The following is a 20,971-nucleotide window of genomic DNA, read 5'->3' on the forward strand; positions in this document are numbered from 1 at the left end:
TAGGGGGATTTTACACGGGATTGTAAACCTATACCAGTATTTAAACAATAATCTGTAAACTTTTTTCAGGACGAGTCAGAAAGGTCTCTAACAATTTAAACCTAATATTTGAACGTTTCATAGCTAAAAGCTAGTTTTTGGCGTGTGATTTTGAAGTTCCCAATCATCTATAAACGCTCCAATTTCCTGAAGGACAAATGGCATAGATTTCTTAACATCTTTGTCCGAAAATCTCAAAAAAGAAAGATTCATTTTCTCCAATATCAATTGTCTTCTCCGATCTTTAACAACAGATTCAGCATAATAATGGCTGTCGCCATCAATTTCGATGACCAATTGTAGTTTTTTACAATAAAAATCCACAATAAAGTTTCCTAAAGGCTTTTGCCTGTTGAATGCATAGCTTCTAAATTGACTTGCCTTTAGCTTTTGCCAAAGCAATACTTCAGATAAGGTTGAGTGATTTCTTAATATCCGAGAATATTCTTTTAAATTTCTTTTGTATGGCACATAATACATACTAAAATTTAAAAAAAATTTGGAGAAGTTTTTAAATACCTTCTATTAAAATTGACTTTTGAATATGTGTTTTGATTTTCTCAAAATAATGGTCTAGTCAAAAAAACCCTCCCGACGCTGTCGGGAAAGTTACGAAAGAATCCCCCTTGGTCCCCCTTTGAAGAAAAGGGGGATTTTGTGCTTTCAGAACTGACGAGTTTGAACCTTGTTCTACATTTCCTCTGCCCATAACAAGAATACCAAAAGAGCTTGAATTGTCATTTTGCCGCAAATCCCCCCTTAATCAAGGGGGCTAGGGGGATTTATACGGGACTGTAAACCTATACCAGTATTTAAATAATAATCGGTAAACTAATTTTAGGACAAGTCAGGACGTTCTCGAAAGAATCCCCCCTTGGTCCCCCCTTTGAAGAAAAGGGGGATTTTGGTTTTTCAGGACTTAAGAGTGCGTACCTGATTTCATATTTCTCTCTCACAAAATCAGGTACCTGGAATGGTGATTCCTTTTACCCTTCTATAAAGGGAAAGCGCGTGTTTGTCTGTCATTCCTGAAATAAAATCCAGGAGTCCTCTCATTAAAAAATAAGCCTCACGGTCTGTTTGTAGCTCAAATTCTTCGGGCAAAAGGCGTAAAATGCTTTTATTGTGGCCGGAAAACCTATCCTTATCAAAGTGAAAATTGTAAAGCGCCTCGGAAAAGGTAGACAGTAAACCTTCCAGCACTTGATATCCTGCTGCTTCTTTTTCCAGTACGGGTTGAGAGCGGTAGATTTTTTTCACTGAAAGCTTCGTGATGGCTTCCAAACTTTTGGCCGAAGGAATGATCTCAGTCAAAGCCTCGTCAAATTCACCCGTCAAAATAGCGGTTTCATTTTCTTTAAAGGCATTGGCCGTTTCATTTATAAGCTGACTAATGGCCATTGCACGCATGATGGCTAATTTCTGCTTTGGGCTACTGTATTTTTGAAGTTTCTTGGGATCGTATCGCTCACCTATAATATCCCCCATCAAGGAAATGGTTTTTTCAAGAGAAACCAAACCAAGGGTACAACCATCTTCCAAATCAATGATGCTGTAGCAAATATCATCGGCTGCTTCTACCAGAAATGCCAATGGATGTCTCATCCAGCAGTTTTCTGCCAGTTGGGGAATCCCCATCTTTTCCGTCAGCAATTGATAATCTGAAAGGTTGTTGGTATAAAAGCCAAATTTTTTCTGGCTTCTTCGTTTTTTGTCTGAGGATTTACACCAGGCGGGTCTGGGGTATTTGGTGAAGGCCGCCAAGGTGGCTGGCGAAATATTCATCCCATTTTTGGTGTCTACCAACATGCGAAAACCTTGTGCATTCCCCTCAAAATTGATAAGGTCCTGCCATTCATTTGGCTGGCACCTGCTCTCCCATTTTCTACCTATGACATGAAATTTAAAAAAATCTGAGATGGCTTCTTCCCCTGCATGTCCGAAAGGCGGGTTGCCAATGTCATGTGCGAGTGCTGCAGTGGCTACAATTCCACCTATGTCAAAAGGCTGCAGATTTTTTGAGGCCAGTTCGGGATACTTGTCCAACAGGAATTTGCCTGTTGTCTTTCCCAATGATCTGCCTACACTAGAAACCTCAAGACTGTGCGTCAACCGGGTATGCACAAAGTCATTTTCCGGGAGGGGAAAAACCTGCGTTTTGTCCTGAAGATTTCTAAAAGGCGCAGAAAAGATAATCCGATCAAAGTCCCTTTCAAATTGACTTCTTTGAAGGTCGGTATCTGAAGGTTTTAGCCCTTCAAGCAAAAGTAATTTTTCCCAATTCATCATAACACCTCAAAAATACAAAGTGTAGGCTTAGGTAAAAAAGAAATGGCTGGACTATTTCCAACCACCTCCTAATGCACGGTACAAATCCACTACAGTAAGAAACATTTCGATCCTTGTATTGGTTTTATCCAGCTCTGCTTCCAAAACCCTGGACTGGGCTGTAATTACCTCAAGATAGGTAGCATAACCTCCTCGGAACAATTCATTAGCGGTAGAAACAGCGTTAAGCAATACAGCCGTTTCTTCGTCTCTTAAACTGTATACTTTTCTAAGATTCCCTACACGCTGAAGTTTACCTGAAACTTCCTGATAACCATCCAAAATAGTTCTATGGTAATTGTACAAAGCAATTTTATTGTTGGCGATGGCCTGGTCGTAACCGGCCCGAATACGATTTTGCGCAAAAATAGGGGCTGTCAATCCTCCCAAGATACCGATGGTCAAGCCACCTGGCATTTTCAAGGCTTCAGGCAAACTTTTATCGTTTAGTCCAACATAGGGAGTAAGACTAAAAGAAGGTAGAAATTCTTTTCTAGCAGCAGCTACATTAAAATTACCAGCTCTAAGTTCATGCTCAGCCTGTAAGATATCTGGTCTACGTAGCAACATTTCAGAAGGCAAACCTGCTTCCATACCGTAAGGAAGTTTGATTTCCAATAATGAAGAAGCCCTTTCTATGGGCTGTGGATACCTACCAATAATAAAATTCAGTTCATTTTCCGTTTCTATGATTTCTTGCTGCTTTTCATAGGAAAGGCTTTTGGTAGATAGCAATTGAGCAGAGAATTGTTGAACAGCCAGTTCAGTAGCCCTACCAGCCATTTTCTGAATTTTGATCAACTCCAATGCCATCTCCTGGTACTCAATATTTCTATTGATGGTCTCCAATTGAATGTCCAATCCCAACAATTGATAGTAGATTTTAGAAATCTCTGCCACCATATTGGTCACCACCAGGTGCCTGCCCATGCCGGTAGCCAGGAACTTTTCGTAATCTGCTTCTTTTCTATTTTTGATTTTTCCCCAGACATCAATTTCCCAGGTACTTTGAAAGCCTATAAAATTGTTTTCTAATCTATTGACAACATTTCTATCACCGTTTATCGTGCCACCCAAAAGGTTAGGGCGAATATCGCCAGACCTATAACGGACCATTCCATTTAAAGTAGGGTACATGGCTCCTTTTGAGATTCTGTATTGCGCCCTGGCTATTTCAATTCTTTCCAAAGCAGTAAGAATGTCCAGGTTGTTTTCAAGTCCTTCTTCGATTAAGAAAACAAGACTCGGATCATTGAAAAATGCTTCCCAGGATATATTACCAATACTGGCGGAATCTTCTATATCCAAAAAGGTAGCTGGAAGTGGCTCCATTTCTGGCATTACAGGAGCCTCTATACTTTTACAGGCAAACATCGATACCGCCGTAAGGATGCCTATTGAAAGACGAAGGATCAATTTATTTTTTAAAAACATGTAGTATTGGTTCAATTATTTGAAAAAGATATTTGAGAATTATCTTTCTTTTCAGATGAAGGATCATCATCCTTTTCCTCTTTAGTAAAGGTCCAATGAGCGAAAATCACATACAAACCAGGGATTATTATCAATCCAAATATGGTTCCTATTAACATCCCTCCTGCTGCTGCAGTACCAATTGATCGGTTACCCAAAGCACCTGCTCCAGTAGCCATCGCCAATGGTAATAATCCTGCAATAAATGCAAAGGAAGTCATCAATATAGGTCGAAGTCTGGTTACAGATCCTTCCACAGCCGCCTGAATTACTGAATGTCCTGATTCTCTTTTCTGAATGGCAAATTCCACAATCAAAATGGCGTTTTTACCCAGCAGACCAATAAGCATAATCAGGGCTACCTGCGCATATATATTGTTTTGAAGTCCCAAAAGATAAAGGGAAATAAAAGCACCAAAAACCCCAACAGGTAGTGAAAGAATCACTGGTAGCGGAAGAAGGAAACTTTCATATTGCGCTGAAAGGATGAGGTAAACAAATAACAGACAGATAAGGAAAATGACAATGGCCTGGTTTCCGGAAGTAACCTCTTCACGAGACATCCCATACCAGTCATGATTGTACCCTTGAGGCAGCTTTTCAGCCGTAACCCTTTCAATGGCAGCAATCACATCCCCACTACTATAGCCTGGCGCTGCAGAACCTTTCACGGTTGCAGAATTGTACATATTGAATCGTGTCAATTGCTCCGGTCCGTAGGCTTTTTCCATCGTAAGGAAAGCAGAAATAGGCACCATTTCTCCTTCATTGTTTTTAACTTGAAGGGCCAATACATCCTCAGGCTTAGCCCTGTATTCAGGCCCTGCCTGAAGCATCACATCATACATCTGCTCAAATCGAACAAAATCTGACACAAATTGACCGCCAAGCAATACCTGCATGGTACCAAGAGCTTTTGCAATGGTTACCCCATTCTTAGCCGCCTGGTCCTGGTCAATTCTAATGAGAAACTGAGGGAAAGTAGGGTCAAAATCTGTAAAAGCATAGCCTATTTCAGGACTTGCCATCAAGTCTTCCACAAGGTCATTGGTCACTGTGGCCAAACGATTCAGGTTACCTGTACCTGTCTGATCCAGAAGTTTCATCTGGAATCCACTTGAGTTACCAAAACCAGATACCGTAGGAGGCAGAAAGAAATCAATTTTGGCATCAGAAATCTCATCTCCCATTGCTCCGAATTCATCCAGGGTTTGCTGAATCGGTAGGTCCTTCCTTTCGTCCCAGGATTTCAAGTTCACCATTGCCATACCGTAAGAAGCACCTGAAAGTCCATTACCCAAGGAATAACCTGCCAAACTGGAAACCCCAGCAACGGCCTCATTTCCTTCTAATTTTTGGACAAGTTCATCCAATACCTTTTCCGTTCTTTCCACTGTCGCTCCTACTGGAGTGGTGACATTTACATAAACCATACTTTGGTCTTCTGTAGGGATAAAGCCAGTAGGCAGAATCTTACTTACTCCCCAAGTGGCAGCAAAGAAAAACAACAATATTAGCGTTGTGATTCCTTTTCTAGGAACAATATAGGTGATGTACTGAAGGTATTTGTTTTCGAAGAAATTATAATACTGATTAAATTTGTTAAAAAAGCGCTGCAAAAGCGTTTGCTTCCTTTCCTCCCCATAGTGATTCTTAAGCAAGATGGCACAAAGGGCAGGGGTTAATGTCAATGCGTTAACACCAGAAATAAAGATGGCTACGGCAAGTGTCAATGAAAACTGCCGGTAAAATACACCTACAGGTCCGGACATAAATGCTACCGGAACAAACACTGCGGACATCACCATGGTAATGGCTATAATCGCTCCACTGATTTCTTTCATCGCAGCAAAAGTCGCAGGTCGAGGGGCCAAACCTTCTTTCTCCATTTTGGAATGGACAGCTTCCACTACCACAATGGCATTATCAACCACAATTCCTATGGCAAGTACTAGGGCAAAAAGGGTAAGCAGGTTAATCGAGAAGCCCAACCACTGCATGAAGAACATGGTACCAATCAAGGCTACCGGAACGGCCAAAGTAGGAATCAAGGTAGAACGGAAATCCTGAAGGAAGATGAACACTACAATAAACACCAGAATAAATGCTTCTGCCAATGTCACCAATACTTCCTTAATAGAGGCATCCAAAAACCTGGATACATCATAGGAAATATTATAGTCCATTCCAGAAGGAAAGTTATCCTGCTTGATCTGTTCAATCTTCGTCTTCACATTGGCAATCACCTCACTGGCATTGGATCCTGGACGCTGGATAACCATCACCGAAGCGGCAGGTTTACCATCCATTTTTGCTATCCTTCCGTAATTCAGGTTACCAAATTCTACATCTGCGATGTCTTTCAATCGCAAAATAGACCCGTCAGGGTTGGCCCTTATTACCAGGTTTTCATATTGTTTGGGCTCATAAAATTTACCCGTATACTTTAATACGTACTGAAGCACCTGCATGTCCTTACCAGAACTAATCCCGAGTTGCCCCGGTGCTGCTTCAACATTTTGATCATTGATGGCCGCAACCACATCATCTGTCGAAACTTTATAGGCAGTCATTCGGTCAGGCTTGAGCCATATCCTCATTGAGTAATCTTTGGTACTCATTATCTCTGCCAATCCTACACCGTCCACCCGCTGCAATTCCTGCAGTACATTAAGGTCGGTGTAATTATAAATGAAGGCTTCATCCAGTGAGGGGTCATCACTGGCAATATTAATGTACATCAGCAATCCTTCGACCTGTTTCTCTACCGTTACACCTGCTTTGGTCACAATCTCTGGCAGGTCATTGACTACGGTCGACACCCGATTTTGAATTTCCACGGCAGCAAGATCTGGATCTACCCCTGCCTGAAAATATACTTTTATAACTACGGTACCTCTGTTACTACTTACGGAAGTCATGTAAGTCATTCCGGGAACACCATTGATCACCTTCTCAAGAGGAGTGGCCACCGTCTTCGCTGCAACCTCTGCATTCGCGCCCCTGTATTTGGCACGGATGGAAACAGATGGAGGAGCAATGTCTGGAAAAAGCTCAACTGGTAAGGTGAAAAAAGACAAGAGCCCCAGTAAAACAAAGAATAGGGAAATAACCAGTGATAAGACTGGTCTTTTTATAAATAAATCAAACATAGCTTATTGTTCTGTACTGGTAGGAATTACTTCTGCAATGGTATCGTCTTTTTCTAGCAAGAAAGCACCAGCTTTATCAGCTACCATTTTAGGCTGAATAGTCATTCCGTCTTTGACATTTTGGATGCCTTCGTATACGAAGTGCTCTCCTACTTCCAATCCAGACTCGACGATATAGTAATGGGAAAACCTTGCTCTCGGAACAATACTGCGCATCTCCACTACATTGTCCTTGTTTACAACATACACAAAACTCCTGTCCTGAATTTCAAAGACCGCTTTCTGAGGGATGATGATGGCATTGCTCACCTTATTGGTAAGTATTATTTTGCCTGTAGCTCCGTGCTTCAGTATTTTACTAGGGTTAGGGAATAAAGCCCTGAAAGCAATAGACCCTGTATTGGCATTGAATTCACCTTGCATGGTTTCAATCACACCTTCTTCAGAATAAGGAGCTCCATCTGCAAGCACCAAATGAACCACATTATTCTCTTTGGTTTCATCTTTGGACTTGATGTATTCAAGGTATTCTTTTTCAGACACGTTGAAATAAACATGTACAGAACTGATGTTAGAAACGGTGGTAAACAAACTTCCTTGCTCTACCAAACTACCAGTCCTCAAAGGTATTCTATCGATAATCCCGTCAAAAGGAGCCCTGATGTTGGTATAAGACAACTGCACTTCTGCATTGTCCATTGCTGATTTGGCTTCTTCAATTTTAGCTATTACAGCATCGTATTTGGCCTTTGTTAGATTCAACTCAGATTCTGATATCACGTTGTTATCCACCATTATTTTCAAACGGCCGACTTCAAACTCTATCACTTTGGCTTCTGCTTTAGCACTTTCAAAGTTGGCCTTAGCTTTGGCCAATTCTGCTTTATACTCTTGCTCGTTGGTTTTGAATAGAATCTGGCCTTTTCTTACTTCCTGCCCTTCATCTACGTTTACCTTTTCAAGAAAGCCCTGTACCCTGGCCCTAAGCTCTACATTTTGAATGGCTTTGATATCTGCCACGTAATCCCTTTGCATAATGGTATCCGATGCCACTACCTCTATTACGGGGAACTCCTTGATTGATTCAGCCTTTTTGCCTCCTTCTTTGCCACTATTACATGAAAAAATGACAACCATCGGAATAAAAAATGCAAATATCCCGACTCTGTTTAATTTTATTCTGCTCATATTCAATACCAAACCTGTTTTTACCCTTATACAAAACTTAAAGTGATGTAATTTTTACACTTTAAAGCAACTACAAATAATACAATAATTTTGTTAAAACCCAGATAGATTTTGCCAAACTTACCTTTATCTCCTACCAACGGGCTATATCATGGATAAATAAGCCCCTAACTATTTTTCAAGAAGTCACTGCAATTACGGCCTGTTGATTCTATTACTTGTTGTATATTTGTGCACATACCAAGACTATAAAATGTTCAAGAAACCGATACTATTGATAGCCTTATCAATGATTCAATGCCATGTGTTTTCTCAAAACATTCCCGAACCAAAAGGTTATATGGCTTATCTGGCCACAGATAAGCTTACCATAGATGGTAAGTTGGAGGAGGCTAACTGGCAGGCGGCAAATTGGTCTACCCCTTTTCTGGACATACAGGGAGCTAATTTCCCTGTACCCAATCAGTTGACCCAAATGAAAATGCTTTGGGACGAAAACTTTTTGTTCATAGGAATCAAGCTGAATGAGAAAAACATCTGGGCCACCTACACTGAAAGAGAATCTGTAATATTCCATGAAAATGATATTGAAATATTCATAGATCCTGATGGAGACACCCATAATTATTACGAGGTAGAGATCAATGCTTTGGGAACGCTGTGGGATTTGTTACTTACCAAGCCCTATAAAAATGGAGGCAAGCCTATCAATGGCTGGAACATCAACGATTTTGAATATGCCATTCATCTTGATGGCTCCTTAAATGATCCTGAAGACGAAGACAATTACTGGTCCATAGAGATGGCCATCCCCTGGAAAAGCCTTTCTCAATCGGGACCCTCCTACAAAGCGCCAACCAATGGCGACCAATGGAAAATAAATTTTTCAAGGGTACAATGGCAAATTGAACCCACCGAAAATGGCTATACCAAAAAAATCAACCCACAAACTGGTAAATCCTATCCAGAAGACAATTGGGTATGGTCACCAATGGGACTGATCAATATGCACCTGCCGGAAAGGTGGGGATATGTTCAGTTTTCTGACATACAAGTTGGGCAGGGCAACAAATTATTTGTTATTGATCCTGATGAACAAATAAAGAATGAATTGCGAAAACTATACGATGCAGAAAAGGCTTTTTTCACTATCCAAGGTCATTATACCGACCAATTGACTGAATTAAATAGCAATACTCCCCTGTCAGATGTGACCATAGAAGCTACAAAATCCTGGTTTAAAATATCCAGTCCGGCAACTTCCATGGGAGAATACTGGTTTATAACAGAAGACAGCAGGGTATGGAAAAAATAAACCCCGTTTTAAAAGCTTTCAAAATTATCGTGACCGCTTACAAAGCAAAATCGATCAAATCATGAAGAAAAACAAAACCTATTTTTTTGGATTATGCCTACTTGGCCTTACTTGCCTTGGTTGTACCGAAGCAACAGAAACACGGGCATTGGTCAATTTACTACTTATAGACGCCCCGGGGGACTTTGATGAAGTCTGGGTAGAAGTCGATGGGGTAGAAATTTTACCAGCAGGCATTCGCGGCAGTGAGGAAAATGCCAGTTGGGTGAGCATCCCCTACCAGGCAGCCAGCAATATGGTTTTGGTAAGTGCATTGGTCGACGACACACAGCTTCTAATAGGAAGAACAGAAATTCCTGCTGGCGACATTTCCAAAGTTAGGTTTCTCCTTGGTGATGTAGTCTACTTGATCAGCGACGATGTGAGAACGGATATGACCATCTCCCCAGATAGCGAAGCGCTATTGGAATTGGATGTAGACATTAGCACCCAAAGTGGTTTCTCTTATGATATCATCCTGGATCTGGACCTGGCACAATCTGTAGTCGCTAACCAAAGTGGTGGTTTTAATTTTGTACCTCATCTTAGGGTTTTTGTAAGCACTGGTTTATCAGAAATCACTGGAACAATCCTCCCCATCAGCATTGCCCCACATGTCATGGCGATTTCCGCAACGGACACCTTCAGTACACTCACCTCCGATGATGGTGGTTTTTTGCTTAGTGGTTTGCCTGAAGATGAATACGCATTCAAAATAGCCGCTCCTACAGGATATCAGGACACTACTTTTACACTTCTGACTTATCCTGACAGCACATTGACACTGGAATCCATCACCTTACAAGCATCCACCTCCCCCTGATATATTTGCCAAGCTTATGACCGAAGATCAGCACAAAAAGTACATGTTAAGGGCCATTGAACTGGCTGAATTAGGCAGGGGAAGTGTCAGCCCTAACCCCATGGTGGGCTGTGTGATCGTACATGATGGATTGATTATAGGGGAAGGGTATCACGAAGAATACGGTCAAGCCCATGCAGAGGTAAATGCCATTGCTTCGGTCAAAGACAAATCACTTTTAAAAGAAGCAACCCTTTATGTAAGCCTGGAGCCTTGTGCTCATTTTGGAAAAACGCCGCCCTGTGCAGACTTAATTGTAAAGCATCAATTAAAAGAAGTCATCATCGCTGCGGTAGACAGCAATCCTTTGGTAGAGAAAAAAGGAATTCAGAAGTTAGAACAAGCAGGAATAGCCGTGACGACAGGAGTGATAGAGCAGGAGGTTAGAAAGCAGAACGTGCGGTTTTTTACCCAGATGGAGAAAAAGCGCCCCTATATTATTCTAAAGTGGGCTCAAACAAAAGATGGCTTTGTAGCCCGTACCAACTTCGACAGTAAATGGATCAGCAACTCGCTTAGCAGACAGCAGGTACACCGCTGGCGAACAGAAGAGGATTCCATTTTGGTAGGCACCAATACCGCACGTTATGACAATCCCCGCCTGAATGCCAGAGATTGGTATGGAAAAGACCCACTGAGGTTGGTTGTAGATAGAGAATTGAAATTGGAGGAAAGTTTACATTTGTTTGATGGACAGCAGGATACCATCATTTACAATAACAAACTCAATAAGACAGTCGGAAAGACCGAATGGGCAAAAATGGATGTTCGCATCGATGCCAAAGAAATCGTAGCAGACCTTTATGCCAGAAACATTCAGAGTCTGATCGTAGAAGGTGGAGCAGCGGTTTTGGGGGATTTTATAGCGAATGACTTATGGGATGAGGCAAGGGTTTTTACCGGAAATGCCGAGTTTGGTTTGGGCATCCCTGCCCCCGTAATGACAACTATTCCCACTGCCCAATATACTTTTAAGGAGGATTTACTAGCAATTTATAGGAACCATGACTGAGGAAATCAATCTACCCAAAAATGCCAACAAGGAGGAAATATACAAAGCCCTTCTGCCACAAGTAAAGGCCTTGCTTTCCGGAGAGGAAGATCTGGTCGCCAATATGGCCAATATGTCCGCGGTGCTAAAGGAGGCCTTTGGCTTTTTTTGGGTGGGCTTTTATATAATCAAAAAGGGTGAATTGGTTTTGGGCCCTTTTCAGGGACCGGTAGCCTGCACGCGGATCCAAAAAGGAAAAGGCGTATGTGGCAAAGCCTGGGAGACTGGGGAAACACAGCTGGTACCAGATGTCAATGCCTTTCCGGGCCATATTGCCTGCAGCGCCTCCTCCCAATCAGAAATAGTGGTTCCCGTATCCAAAGGAAAGAAGATCATTGCTGTTTTGGATATTGATTCTGATCAATTGAATGCATTTGAGGCAGTGGACCGGAAGTATTTGGAGGAAATGGTGGGGTACTTATAAGGCTTTACCTCAGTAACATTTTTTTTAAGTTGGTTTTGGTGTCCTGCATTTCCATTACAAATGGGTTTTACAGACCTTTTTTGGCTGTTTCCAATAAAAATGTGGTCTCTCCCCTAGAATCTTTGACCGAAATCCTTAATTTGACAATAATAAACCAAAGGGGTTGGATGCATACTCCATTAATATGCAACTCGTTTGGTAAAACATGTATATACAATTGTTGCGGCTAATGTGGGAAAAGCCGAAAATGAGATTTAAAATATGACAATAAAAGAAGCCATTTTAAAAAGTCTTGACGACATTAACGAACTGACAAACTATATGGAAGTTCACGACCACATTTTAAAAAATGGTTATTACGACTTTGGTCCTGCAAAAACGCCACCATCGACAATTTCAGCACAATTAGGAGAATTTATAAGAAATGGCGATTCTCGTGTCAAAAGGATAAAACAAGAAGGCGGTTCATACGCGTATTATCTGACCAAAAATGAACAAGAAATTGGAATTGAAATTTTATCAGGCTCAACCGAACCAACTTCTATAAAACTTCCAAAGGTCAACACAAAATCATATAACGAAAGGGATTTACATAAACTTTTGAGTAGCTATTTGAAAAACACCAAAATATATTCCAAAACAATTTTTCACGAACAGTCGAAATATGGAAAAGACAATAATCAAATTTGGACACATCCAGATGTGGTTGGAGTTAAGTTTTTGAATTTACAAACCAAAATCAGCCAGAATTTTTTAAAGTCAATAAATAGAGTTGACACATTTAAATTGAGTTCTTACGAAATAAAAAAGAAATCAATTCGGACTCTGAATTGAAAAAAGCCTATTTCCAAGCAGTTTCAAATTCAAGTTGGGCTAATTACGGCTATTTAGTTGCATTTGAATTTAGCGACAGCTTATCTGACGAGATGGAACGACTAAATCAATCATTCGGAATAGGAATCATTGAATTAAATGCCAATCCGTACCGAAGTAAAATTTTATTTCCTGCAACTTATCGAGATTTGGACTTTAAAACAATCGATAAACTTTGTAAAATAAATAATGAATTTGAGCAATTTATTGAGCAAACGGACAGATTAATGACAGCCCAAGAACGTTATTACAAATCGACTGAAAAGGAACTCGATGAATTTTGTGACACCTATTTTGACAACGATACAGAAATTGAAAAATATTGTAAAGAAAAATATATACCAAACGGAAAATAAACACTAGCCACAATAACTAAGCATTCTGACGGCTGGAACAGCCTAGTCTGAATGCAGTGTTGAACCTTGATAAATCTTCAGGGTAAACTTCAATGAAACATTGAAACGGTGTGTTTAAAGAAACTGTCGGAGGGTGTATTGTGCTTACGCTTGAGAAAATGGAGGTAGTCTTGTATGACTTCGTCGTCAAGTTCAAGCGGATTAGAATTGAGATGCATTCCCATATGGGCCAAACATCAGGCATAGTTGGTGAGGGTCCTTTAACTTTTACCGGAAATGGTTATCGATCTTCGGAGCCTTTTGAGTTGTAAACCATAGACTTGTACATTTTCACAGGCTTTTTCAATGATAGATTGCTTTTTTTTAATAGCTTAAAGTGTTGAATATTAACAATAAGTCTAATGTAGGAAGAAACGGCAATAAAGCCGGCTTCCTGCCTTAGCATGATTCGTTCAAAAATCGCTAAAATAGAGCGGGAGCGAAGTGTTTACCGTAGCTGTGTTTGCCTTAGTTAGCTTTTCACGGTTGGACAGAAACGCACTTTGAAATCCCGCCTTATCTTAGCGGAAACGTTGGGCTTCATTCCGATTTTCACTCATACAATTGTAATCGTATTTCATGAAATAAACGAATTAATAATTATAATTCATGAAAAGTAATTGATTTTCATGCTATATTTATAATCGTATTTCATAGAAAAGTATAATGAGTAATTATTTTTCACAACAAGTAACTGCATTTCATGGAAAACCTACTCCAGAGCCTGGATTACTTGCTGGGTACGCATTATTAGCAACTATTATAGAAGAAAATGGGGTAAATGTTCCTTTACCTGACAGACTTGCTATTGTTACTGAAAAACATCAACGGTATAATACCGAACAATGGCAGGTATTTACAATCAGACACAAACCTGATAATGATTTAACCAGTCACTTAGCTTTTGCAATAAAGTACGAAGGAATTGATCTATACATTCTAAAAAAAGTTTTTTGAGCACACAGGTAAGGAGCCCGTTCTCCACATGATAAAGAAAGAGCCCACCAGTCAGTATAGCAGGAGAGTATGGTTCCTCTATGAATGGCTAATGGATGAAGTACTTGATATACCAGATCTAAAGACAGGAACATATGTCGAAATAGTCAATCCCAAACTACAGTTCACGAGTTCTTCAATTAATTCGACCAGACACCGAATAAAAAATAATTTACCAGGTACACCAGCGTTTTGTCCCATGATTAGTAAAACCGATAAAATCGAAAGCTTTATAGCTAAAGATTTATCTGGTTCAATCGAAAAAGGCTTAGATGGTAGGGATAAAGATCTCATTAGAAGAACTGCTGCATTTCTGTTATTAAAAGACTCAAAAGCCTCCTTTGCCATCGAAGGAGAATACCCCCCAAATCTTAGAGCAAGAAACTGGGGCAAAGCAATTGGACAATCAGGAAAAAAAGAGCTAACAATAGAAGAATTAGAAAGGCTTCAAGACGTAGTAATTGGAACTAAAAAACTAAAGAACATGGGATTAAGAACGCAAGAAGGCTTTATCGGAGAGCATGATCGTGATACTTTTTCCCCGCTACCTGACCATATATCAGCAAAGTCTAAAGATTTACCATCTTTGATGAAAGGGCTATTAGACACAAATAAATTGCTGCAAGACTCAAGTTACGATCCGGTTTTAGCAGCGGCAACAATAGCATTTGGATTTGTATTTATTCACCCTTTCTCTGATGGCAATGGCCGCATACACAGATACCTGATTCATCATATATTGACTCGAATGGGGCATACTAAAAGGGGGATGATTTTTCCCGTATCAGCAGCCATACTAAACCGGATTGACGAATACCAGTCAATTCTAGAGTCATACTCATCTCAAAGAATAGAGTTAGTAGAATGGGAACCAACAGCAGATCACAATGTTAGAATTCTTAATGACACAATTGATCTATATCGCTATTTCGACCTAACCAAACAGGTAGAATTTTTATACGAATGCGTAGAAGAAACCATCGAGAAAATAATACCAGAAGAACTGGATTATTTAGAAAAATATGATCGGATGACTAAATTCATAAACAATTATTTGTCTTTGCCAGACACCAAAGTGGATTTATTAATCAAGTTGCTAAATCAGAATAAAGGTAGGTTATCAAAGAATAAAAGACAGAACGAGTTTGACGATATCACCGATGAAGAACTTTCAGCAATTGAAGAGAGCTTTCAGTCCATTTTTGAAAAAAAGCAATAAATAAACGAAAGCCCAATAAAACCTAAACTGCATTAAAACGCAGTTTAGCCAAACGTAGCATTAAAAAAATGGACAGAAAAGAGAAAAGACAAAAAATTGACCAAGCGATTAGGGATATTACGATACCATTTTTGCGAGAAAAAGGATTTAAGGGATCTCTTCCACATTTCAGACGACAAAACAAAGATGGAATAAACCTTTTGACTTTTCAACACAGTCTATATGACACAAAATTAGTTGTAGAAATAGCCAATTGTCCACCTGAAGGAATCACAACCCATTGGGGAAAAGAAATTTCAAAAAATAAAGTGACCGCTCATGACATGGGACATAGACTGAGACTCGGAAGCGAAAAACACGATACGGATTATTGGTTCGACTATGGTAAAAAATCAATATTAACTGATGTTTATAAAAAATTAGCCACAGAGATTATCGAACTCTGGGACGAAGCAGAAACATGGTGGAAAAAAGACCCTTTTGAACAAAAACAAGAAATTAAAACGCTACACAAAAACTAAGCATTCTGATGGCTGGCCCTTCGACCCCTTCGACAGGCTCAGAGACCGAGCTTCGGGACAGTGCTAAGGGATCATTTCTCGATTTCAGGAACTTGGCTTACTATGGGGAATGATTTTCCCCATTTGTTTTTTTAGCGTTGGGAGAATGAAAAAGTTACTGATTTTAAGTTGTTTTTTGACCTAGGGTTCTTTGTTTTAGTAGCTATTATTCATTAGTTAAAGGGTTTTGGAGCGAATTTTAGGCTGTTTTTGCCATTTGGGCATACCTGTCCCAATAAGTTAATTGATAGCGATTTGAAAGGGAAGAGCCTTTAAATCCCGCACTACGCATATTCGAACTAGTCATTAAGAAAAAAATGAAAGGAGAAGATCATTTAAAGAAAGTAATTGGGCGAACATTGGAAGACGGACGACTCCAATCCTTTTATTTGAAAGGAGAACTAGTTGATAGAATAAATGTGACCTTCCTGAAAATTGGAGATTGTTGGCTAAGAGTCGTTTCGACTGATGAAATGACAAATGTTAAAATAGAAGAAGATGCTATTGATGAAATTGAATTTTATGGTGACAATGAATTTAAATATCCGATTGAACTAATAGACAAGCATTTTCCTGAATTCAAAAAATATATTGGAAAGAAGCTTTTGGACTTCAAAGAGTTGGTTTTGAAAGAAGCTGAATCAATGAGTTTTGGAATCAATCTCTATTTTGAAGATAACTTGAATTGGGTGATTCATAATCAAGACTATCCAATTGACAGGAATGTGTACTATTTTAACAACAAAATTCCCGAAGATTTAAAAGAAAATAAAAACGAAATGCTAACATTAGGCGGAATACAGGCTGAATGGTTAAAAATGAGCATTTTTGCTTCTAAAGAAATTGCGGTTTATAGAAAGTGAATCGCTTCGAAATTCCGCACTACATTTACACTCCCCTTGTGTTTCATGACTAAGAACGAGAGTAATTATTACGCTCATTATTTAAACGAGAGTATTTTTTCACTATTTTTACCCTTATTAAAACTTCAAGTGAAACTTATACTTCTGAAAATGACAACATTTGATAAAAATTTGCCTTATAACGATTTGCCATTACTACCTCCCGAAACAGAGATAGAAACCAAAGAAGTACTAAAAAAGAATATATCAGCTAGTAGAGCATTAGCTCAACTTAACGGAGCAATCATAAATCTTCCTAATCCAAGTCTTTTTCTTGATAGCCTACATTTACAAGAGGCTAAAGCTAGCTCTGAAATCGAAAACATAATAACAACAAATGATGATCTTTATCAATCGGTCGTAGCCGATAAGAAATTTGATAATCCTGCTACCAAAGAAGTCATAAACTATAAAGAAGCAATTTGGACTGCCTTAAATAAACTTGAATCAAAACCATTTATAACAACTAACCTATGTATTGAAATTGTTCAGTGTATTAAGCAAAATAATTTAAGCATTAGAACATCCCCAGGAACAACCTTATCAAACACACATGGAAAAGTGATTTACACACCTCCTTCAGGCGAAAATATCATCAGAGAGAAAATGGCTAATCTCGAAAATTTCATTAATACAGACAATTCATTAGACCCATTAATTAAAATGGCCATAATGCATTATCAATTTGAGGCCATTCACCCATTTTCTGACGGTAATGGACGAACTGGAAGAATTTTATTACTCCTTTACCTTAAACTTGAAAAACTACTTGATATACCAGCAATATTTTTGAGTGAATACATCATTCGGCATAAGAATGAATACTACAAACATTTAAAAGCAGTAACTGAACAACAAGATTGGGCAGGGTTTATAATTTACATGCTGGATATGATTGAACAAACAGCAACAACAGGACTTCAAAGATTAAAGTCAATAATCGAATTGATGGGAACAACTGGAGAAAAAATTAAAACTACTTTGCCAAAGGTATACTCTAAAGATTTAATCGAATTGATTTTTAAGCTACCCTATACAAAAAGACAATCTTTGGTGGATGCAGGACTAGGTACACCTAAAACAGTGGGTAATTATTTAATTCTACTCGAAGAGCATGGGTATCTAAAGTCAATCCGAGTCGGTAAGGAAAAACTTTACTTAAATGAAGAATTGATGAAGATATTAGAAATGAAAAAATACCATCAAAGCAGAATCAAGTAGCCCAACCTGAGACAAATAGCTCAGGTTGAGTCTCTCACACCATCTCGGTCGACCCCTGTAAAAAACAGGGCAGGCTGTACGAGTCTCGTACCTGCCCTGCATTCCGGCTCTTCACTAAAATATTCCAAAGAGATCATTTTTTACGCTCAGCCCCAGTTCACCGGATTATAGGTTGCGTTTTGAACTAATAGGAAAGCATGGATTCATTTCCTTTTCTTCTTAGGCGTGACAAAGTGATCGTAGTAATCAGGATTGGACTTTGAGCCACTGCCCAGCCTCTTTTCCTTTCCTGCCGCCACCAAACTACTCCCAGCAAACCACCCCTGTGGAAAAACAGTGCTACTTGTTAATGCTTCGCCACAGGTTTTCACCGGCTGGATTAATTTGGTATCTTCGATACCAGATGCCCATGCTGGGCACACCCAATTAAAGAGAAAGCCTAAAAGAAATGAGCACATAGAGAAACGACATGGCAAATGAAATTAATCAAATTGCTCTCTTTGAAAAACCATTGTTTACATGGTATAAGTTACCCTTGGCCATTGATAGGGAATTAGATTTACCTGCCGAGTCTTGTTTTGCTTATATTCTTGAGGGGGATAATCAAGACTTAACGGATTCAGGTTTTTTAGCTAAAAAAGGAACCGTTATACTTTCTCTATGCGGAAAAACAGTTGGTAATTCCCTTTCAAAAATAGAAACAGCTTTTATAAGTACAATTATCGTTCATTTTGATAGAGAGGTTTTAAAAAAGGTTTTCAACTACGAAAAGCCTAAATTTTGGAAAGAACTCAAACACCCATTAAAAAAAGACATTGCGCAACAAGATGCCTCAGCTTTAGTGAGCGCTTACTTTTTGAATGTTGCTGACTTATTCAATCACAAAAACGCACTTAACGAAGACATTTTATCAGTTAAACTAAAAGAGATCGTGTTATTACTTCTGCAAACTCAGGAATCTTCAAATCTAAATGCAATCGCAAGGAGTTTATTTTCAGATAGAATTTTTTCATTTCAAGAAGTTATTGAAGCCAACTTATATGAACCTTTAAATTTGAACCGTTTGGCTGCCATGACAAATAATAGTCTTGCTTCCTTTAAAAGAAACTTCAGGAAAATATACAACAACTCTCCTGCGAACTACATAAAAGAGAAGAAATTAGAACGAGGGAAAAAACTACTCATTCATTCTCAAAAATCAATAAGTGAAATTTGCTACGAATGTGGCTACGCTGATCCCTCCAGTTTTGCGAGATCATTCAAAAATAGGTTTGGTATTTCTCCTTTAGATTTCAGGTTGAGCCAAAATGAACATTAATTGAGCCCTTGTGTAGGACGCTTGTACCAAACCCTTTGGAACTTTGCAGAAACATCAATTTTTAAACACAAGAAGAATGAGTAAGACGAGGAGTTTTTGGGACAATGCATCGAAAAATTACGATAAAACAGAGGAACGGTTTGAGTACATCCATCAAAAGTCAAGGGAAAACACTAAAAAACATATAGAAAGCACTAATGTTGTCTTGGATTATGGTTGTGGAACGGGCACAACAGCTTGCGAGATTGCTAATGACGTTAAAGAGATTTATGCCATCGATATATCATCGAAAATGATCGAAATTTCCAAAGGAAAAGCAACTAAAAAAAACATTAAAAATGTGACATTCGCTCAAGGGGATATTTTCGATGAAAACCTGAGAAAAGAGTCTTTTGATAGAATATTAGCATTCAATATGCTGCATACTATCCCTAATCCTGAAAAGGTGACGAAAAGAATAAACGAATTACTAAAACCTGATGGATTATTTATTTCTGTAACACCCAGTCTAGGAGACAAATTGTCATTTGTAGTAGGCTTGCAGATTCGACTTGTTCAGGTACTTTGTAAAATTGGAATAATCCCCATTCCGATTAGAATACTGAAAAGCACCGACTTAGATCATTTAATGGCCAAAGGAAATTTTCAGACAGTTGATTCCGAGAAAATTTATAAAGGTGCATCAAGCTATTTTATAGTAGCAAAGAAAAAAAATGAACTGTAACTGCTGCTAACCGAGTGGATGTCCACAGGCGATAAGTCTAAAGCCTGTCCCGAACCTTCGGGATTGCACCCCTCACAGGCCTGCTGAGTTTGGCGAATTACCCTCCCGGTCAACCCCTGTGAAAAACAGGGCAGGCTGTACGAGTCTTGTGCCTTCCTTGTATTTCGGTGCTTCACGGAAAGATAAACACCTGATCGATGATGGAATATTTACAGAGAATACAGCTCGTGATTATTCAACCAAATTATATGAAATAAGTATCTTAGAGAAGAAGAAAATGATAAGCCATCTTTACTACCTAGAACTATATAACAACCTATTCGAATAAAACCTATTACTAAAACTAAACATTCTGAGGGATCTAACTCTTCGACTAACATAGGGTAACCATTCACAGGCCAGTATCCTCTTAGTGGGTTGGTTAATGTTAGTATGGGAAATAGTTTACCTCATCATATTTTTTAAGCGTCAAAATATTAATGAATTAACTGTCCATATTTCCAATGTATAGGTTTATTTTTTAGTCGCTAAAATCTACTAGAAAAAGAATTTAAGAGCGAATTTCAGACTTTTTATTAAGCTTAAAGATTGTTTTACATTTAAGAAAATAGAATAATCCTCTATTCTTAAAACTTAATATAAGATAATAAATACCGTCACAAAACACAATTTTAAAATTTTCTTTAAAAAACTTACGACGTTACAGTGTATTTATTAAACATTTTTATTAAGTTGAAATACATTAATAAATCATAGGTACTTGGTATACAACACGTATACCAGAAACTCTCTTGGTAAAGGATAGCTATGTGAAGATGTTACCATTAATTTAAAAGAATACCTACTATTAGTTATTTTAAGAGCTAGATTCAACCCCTATCTTTGATGATAC

General features: G+C 38.8%; 20 protein-coding genes. 14 read left to right on the forward strand and 6 right to left on the reverse strand.

The features are described from left to right. Window positions 1-123 precede the first annotated feature (123 nt). The 5 genes from ADICYQ_RS08230 to ADICYQ_RS08250 form a co-directional block, all read right to left on the reverse strand. Window positions 124-519, reverse strand: coding sequence for an endonuclease domain-containing protein (locus ADICYQ_RS08230; RefSeq protein WP_020893902.1), 396 nt, complete (start codon window positions 517-519; stop codon window positions 124-126). Window positions 520-999: 480 nt separating this feature from the next. Then, window positions 1,000-2,328 (reverse strand): dGTP triphosphohydrolase, encoded by a 1,329-nt coding sequence (gene dgt / locus ADICYQ_RS08235; protein ID WP_020893904.1) that lies wholly within the window; start codon window positions 2,326-2,328, stop codon window positions 1,000-1,002. A gap of 51 nt (window positions 2,329-2,379) precedes the next feature. Then, a complete protein-coding gene (locus tag ADICYQ_RS08240) occupies window positions 2,380-3,801 on the reverse strand; it encodes a TolC family protein (RefSeq protein WP_020893905.1) in 1,422 nt (473 codons plus the stop codon). Between the two features lie 11 nt (window positions 3,802-3,812). Beyond that, entirely contained in the window at window positions 3,813-6,992 is a 3,180-nt protein-coding gene (locus ADICYQ_RS08245; protein ID WP_020893906.1) for an efflux RND transporter permease subunit, read from the reverse strand. Window positions 6,993-6,995: 3 nt separating this feature from the next. Further along, window positions 6,996-8,180 carry an efflux RND transporter periplasmic adaptor subunit gene (locus ADICYQ_RS08250; RefSeq protein ID WP_040415197.1) on the reverse strand — a complete coding sequence of 395 codons (1,185 nt, stop codon included), beginning with the start codon at window positions 8,178-8,180 and terminating at the stop codon, window positions 6,996-6,998. A 253-nt stretch (window positions 8,181-8,433) separates the two neighbouring features. Between ADICYQ_RS08250 and ADICYQ_RS08255 the strand changes: the two genes are divergently transcribed. From ADICYQ_RS08255 to ADICYQ_RS08295, 12 genes are all read left to right on the forward strand, one after another. Continuing rightward, complete coding sequence (locus ADICYQ_RS08255; RefSeq protein ID WP_040415199.1) at window positions 8,434-9,495, forward strand: carbohydrate-binding family 9-like protein; 1,062 nt, start codon at window positions 8,434-8,436, stop codon at window positions 9,493-9,495. 61 nt (window positions 9,496-9,556) lie between these two features. Next, the gene (locus ADICYQ_RS08260; protein WP_020893910.1) at window positions 9,557-10,357 is read left to right on the forward strand and encodes a DUF4382 domain-containing protein; all 801 of its coding nucleotides are present in this window, start codon (window positions 9,557-9,559) and stop codon (window positions 10,355-10,357) included. Window positions 10,358-10,373: 16 nt separating this feature from the next. Continuing rightward, complete coding sequence (gene ribD, locus ADICYQ_RS08265; RefSeq protein ID WP_020893911.1) at window positions 10,374-11,408, forward strand: bifunctional diaminohydroxyphosphoribosylaminopyrimidine deaminase/5-amino-6-(5-phosphoribosylamino)uracil reductase RibD; 1,035 nt, start codon at window positions 10,374-10,376, stop codon at window positions 11,406-11,408. Continuing rightward, the gene (locus ADICYQ_RS08270) at window positions 11,401-11,871 is read left to right on the forward strand and encodes a free L-methionine (R)-S-oxide reductase MsrC (RefSeq protein WP_020893912.1); all 471 of its coding nucleotides are present in this window, start codon (window positions 11,401-11,403) and stop codon (window positions 11,869-11,871) included. Before ribD ends, ADICYQ_RS08270 begins: the two co-directional genes overlap by 8 nt. A gap of 261 nt (window positions 11,872-12,132) precedes the next feature. Continuing rightward, window positions 12,133-12,705 carry a hypothetical protein gene (locus ADICYQ_RS27635; RefSeq protein ID WP_020893913.1) on the forward strand — a complete coding sequence of 191 codons (573 nt, stop codon included), beginning with the start codon at window positions 12,133-12,135 and terminating at the stop codon, window positions 12,703-12,705. Next, complete coding sequence (locus ADICYQ_RS27640; RefSeq protein ID WP_020893914.1) at window positions 12,702-13,100, forward strand: hypothetical protein; 399 nt, start codon at window positions 12,702-12,704, stop codon at window positions 13,098-13,100. Before ADICYQ_RS27635 ends, ADICYQ_RS27640 begins: the two co-directional genes overlap by 4 nt. Before the next feature lie 110 nt (window positions 13,101-13,210). Further along, complete coding sequence (locus ADICYQ_RS27090) at window positions 13,211-13,411, forward strand: hypothetical protein (RefSeq protein WP_020893915.1); 201 nt, start codon at window positions 13,211-13,213, stop codon at window positions 13,409-13,411. A 394-nt stretch (window positions 13,412-13,805) separates the two neighbouring features. Next, entirely contained in the window at window positions 13,806-14,096 is a 291-nt protein-coding gene (locus tag ADICYQ_RS28405) for a hypothetical protein (protein WP_020893916.1), read from the forward strand. A gap of 91 nt (window positions 14,097-14,187) precedes the next feature. Continuing rightward, on the forward strand, window positions 14,188-15,354 hold the full coding sequence (locus tag ADICYQ_RS08280; RefSeq protein WP_235114491.1) for a Fic family protein: 1,167 nt from the start codon (window positions 14,188-14,190) through the stop codon (window positions 15,352-15,354). Window positions 15,355-15,422: 68 nt separating this feature from the next. Continuing rightward, window positions 15,423-15,875 (forward strand): DUF4304 domain-containing protein, encoded by a 453-nt coding sequence (locus ADICYQ_RS08285; protein ID WP_020893918.1) that lies wholly within the window; start codon window positions 15,423-15,425, stop codon window positions 15,873-15,875. A 356-nt stretch (window positions 15,876-16,231) separates the two neighbouring features. After that, on the forward strand, window positions 16,232-16,777 hold the full coding sequence (locus ADICYQ_RS08290) for a hypothetical protein (protein WP_020893919.1): 546 nt from the start codon (window positions 16,232-16,234) through the stop codon (window positions 16,775-16,777). A gap of 45 nt (window positions 16,778-16,822) precedes the next feature. Beyond that, window positions 16,823-18,037 (forward strand): Fic family protein, encoded by a 1,215-nt coding sequence (locus ADICYQ_RS08295; protein ID WP_235114502.1) that lies wholly within the window; start codon window positions 16,823-16,825, stop codon window positions 18,035-18,037. Window positions 18,038-18,240: 203 nt separating this feature from the next. Here ADICYQ_RS08295 and ADICYQ_RS27380 read toward each other — a convergent pair whose 3' ends face one another. Next, window positions 18,241-18,459 (reverse strand): hypothetical protein, encoded by a 219-nt coding sequence (locus tag ADICYQ_RS27380; RefSeq protein ID WP_161625588.1) that lies wholly within the window; start codon window positions 18,457-18,459, stop codon window positions 18,241-18,243. 47 nt (window positions 18,460-18,506) lie between these two features. On the opposite strand from ADICYQ_RS27380, the gene ADICYQ_RS08305 reads away from it, so the two are divergent. Together ADICYQ_RS08305 and ADICYQ_RS08310 are read left to right on the forward strand one after the other, a co-directional pair. Further along, window positions 18,507-19,355: a helix-turn-helix domain-containing protein gene (locus ADICYQ_RS08305; protein WP_020893922.1), complete on the forward strand. Its 849-nt coding sequence runs from the start codon at window positions 18,507-18,509 to the stop codon at window positions 19,353-19,355. 76 nt (window positions 19,356-19,431) lie between these two features. Then, window positions 19,432-20,079 (forward strand): class I SAM-dependent methyltransferase, encoded by a 648-nt coding sequence (locus tag ADICYQ_RS08310; protein ID WP_020893923.1) that lies wholly within the window; start codon window positions 19,432-19,434, stop codon window positions 20,077-20,079. Window positions 20,080-20,971: the final 892 nt, after the last annotated feature.

It is taken from the genome of Cyclobacterium qasimii M12-11B, assembly GCF_000427295.1.
GTDB classification, from domain to species: Bacteria; Bacteroidota; Bacteroidia; order Cytophagales; family Cyclobacteriaceae; genus Cyclobacterium; species Cyclobacterium qasimii.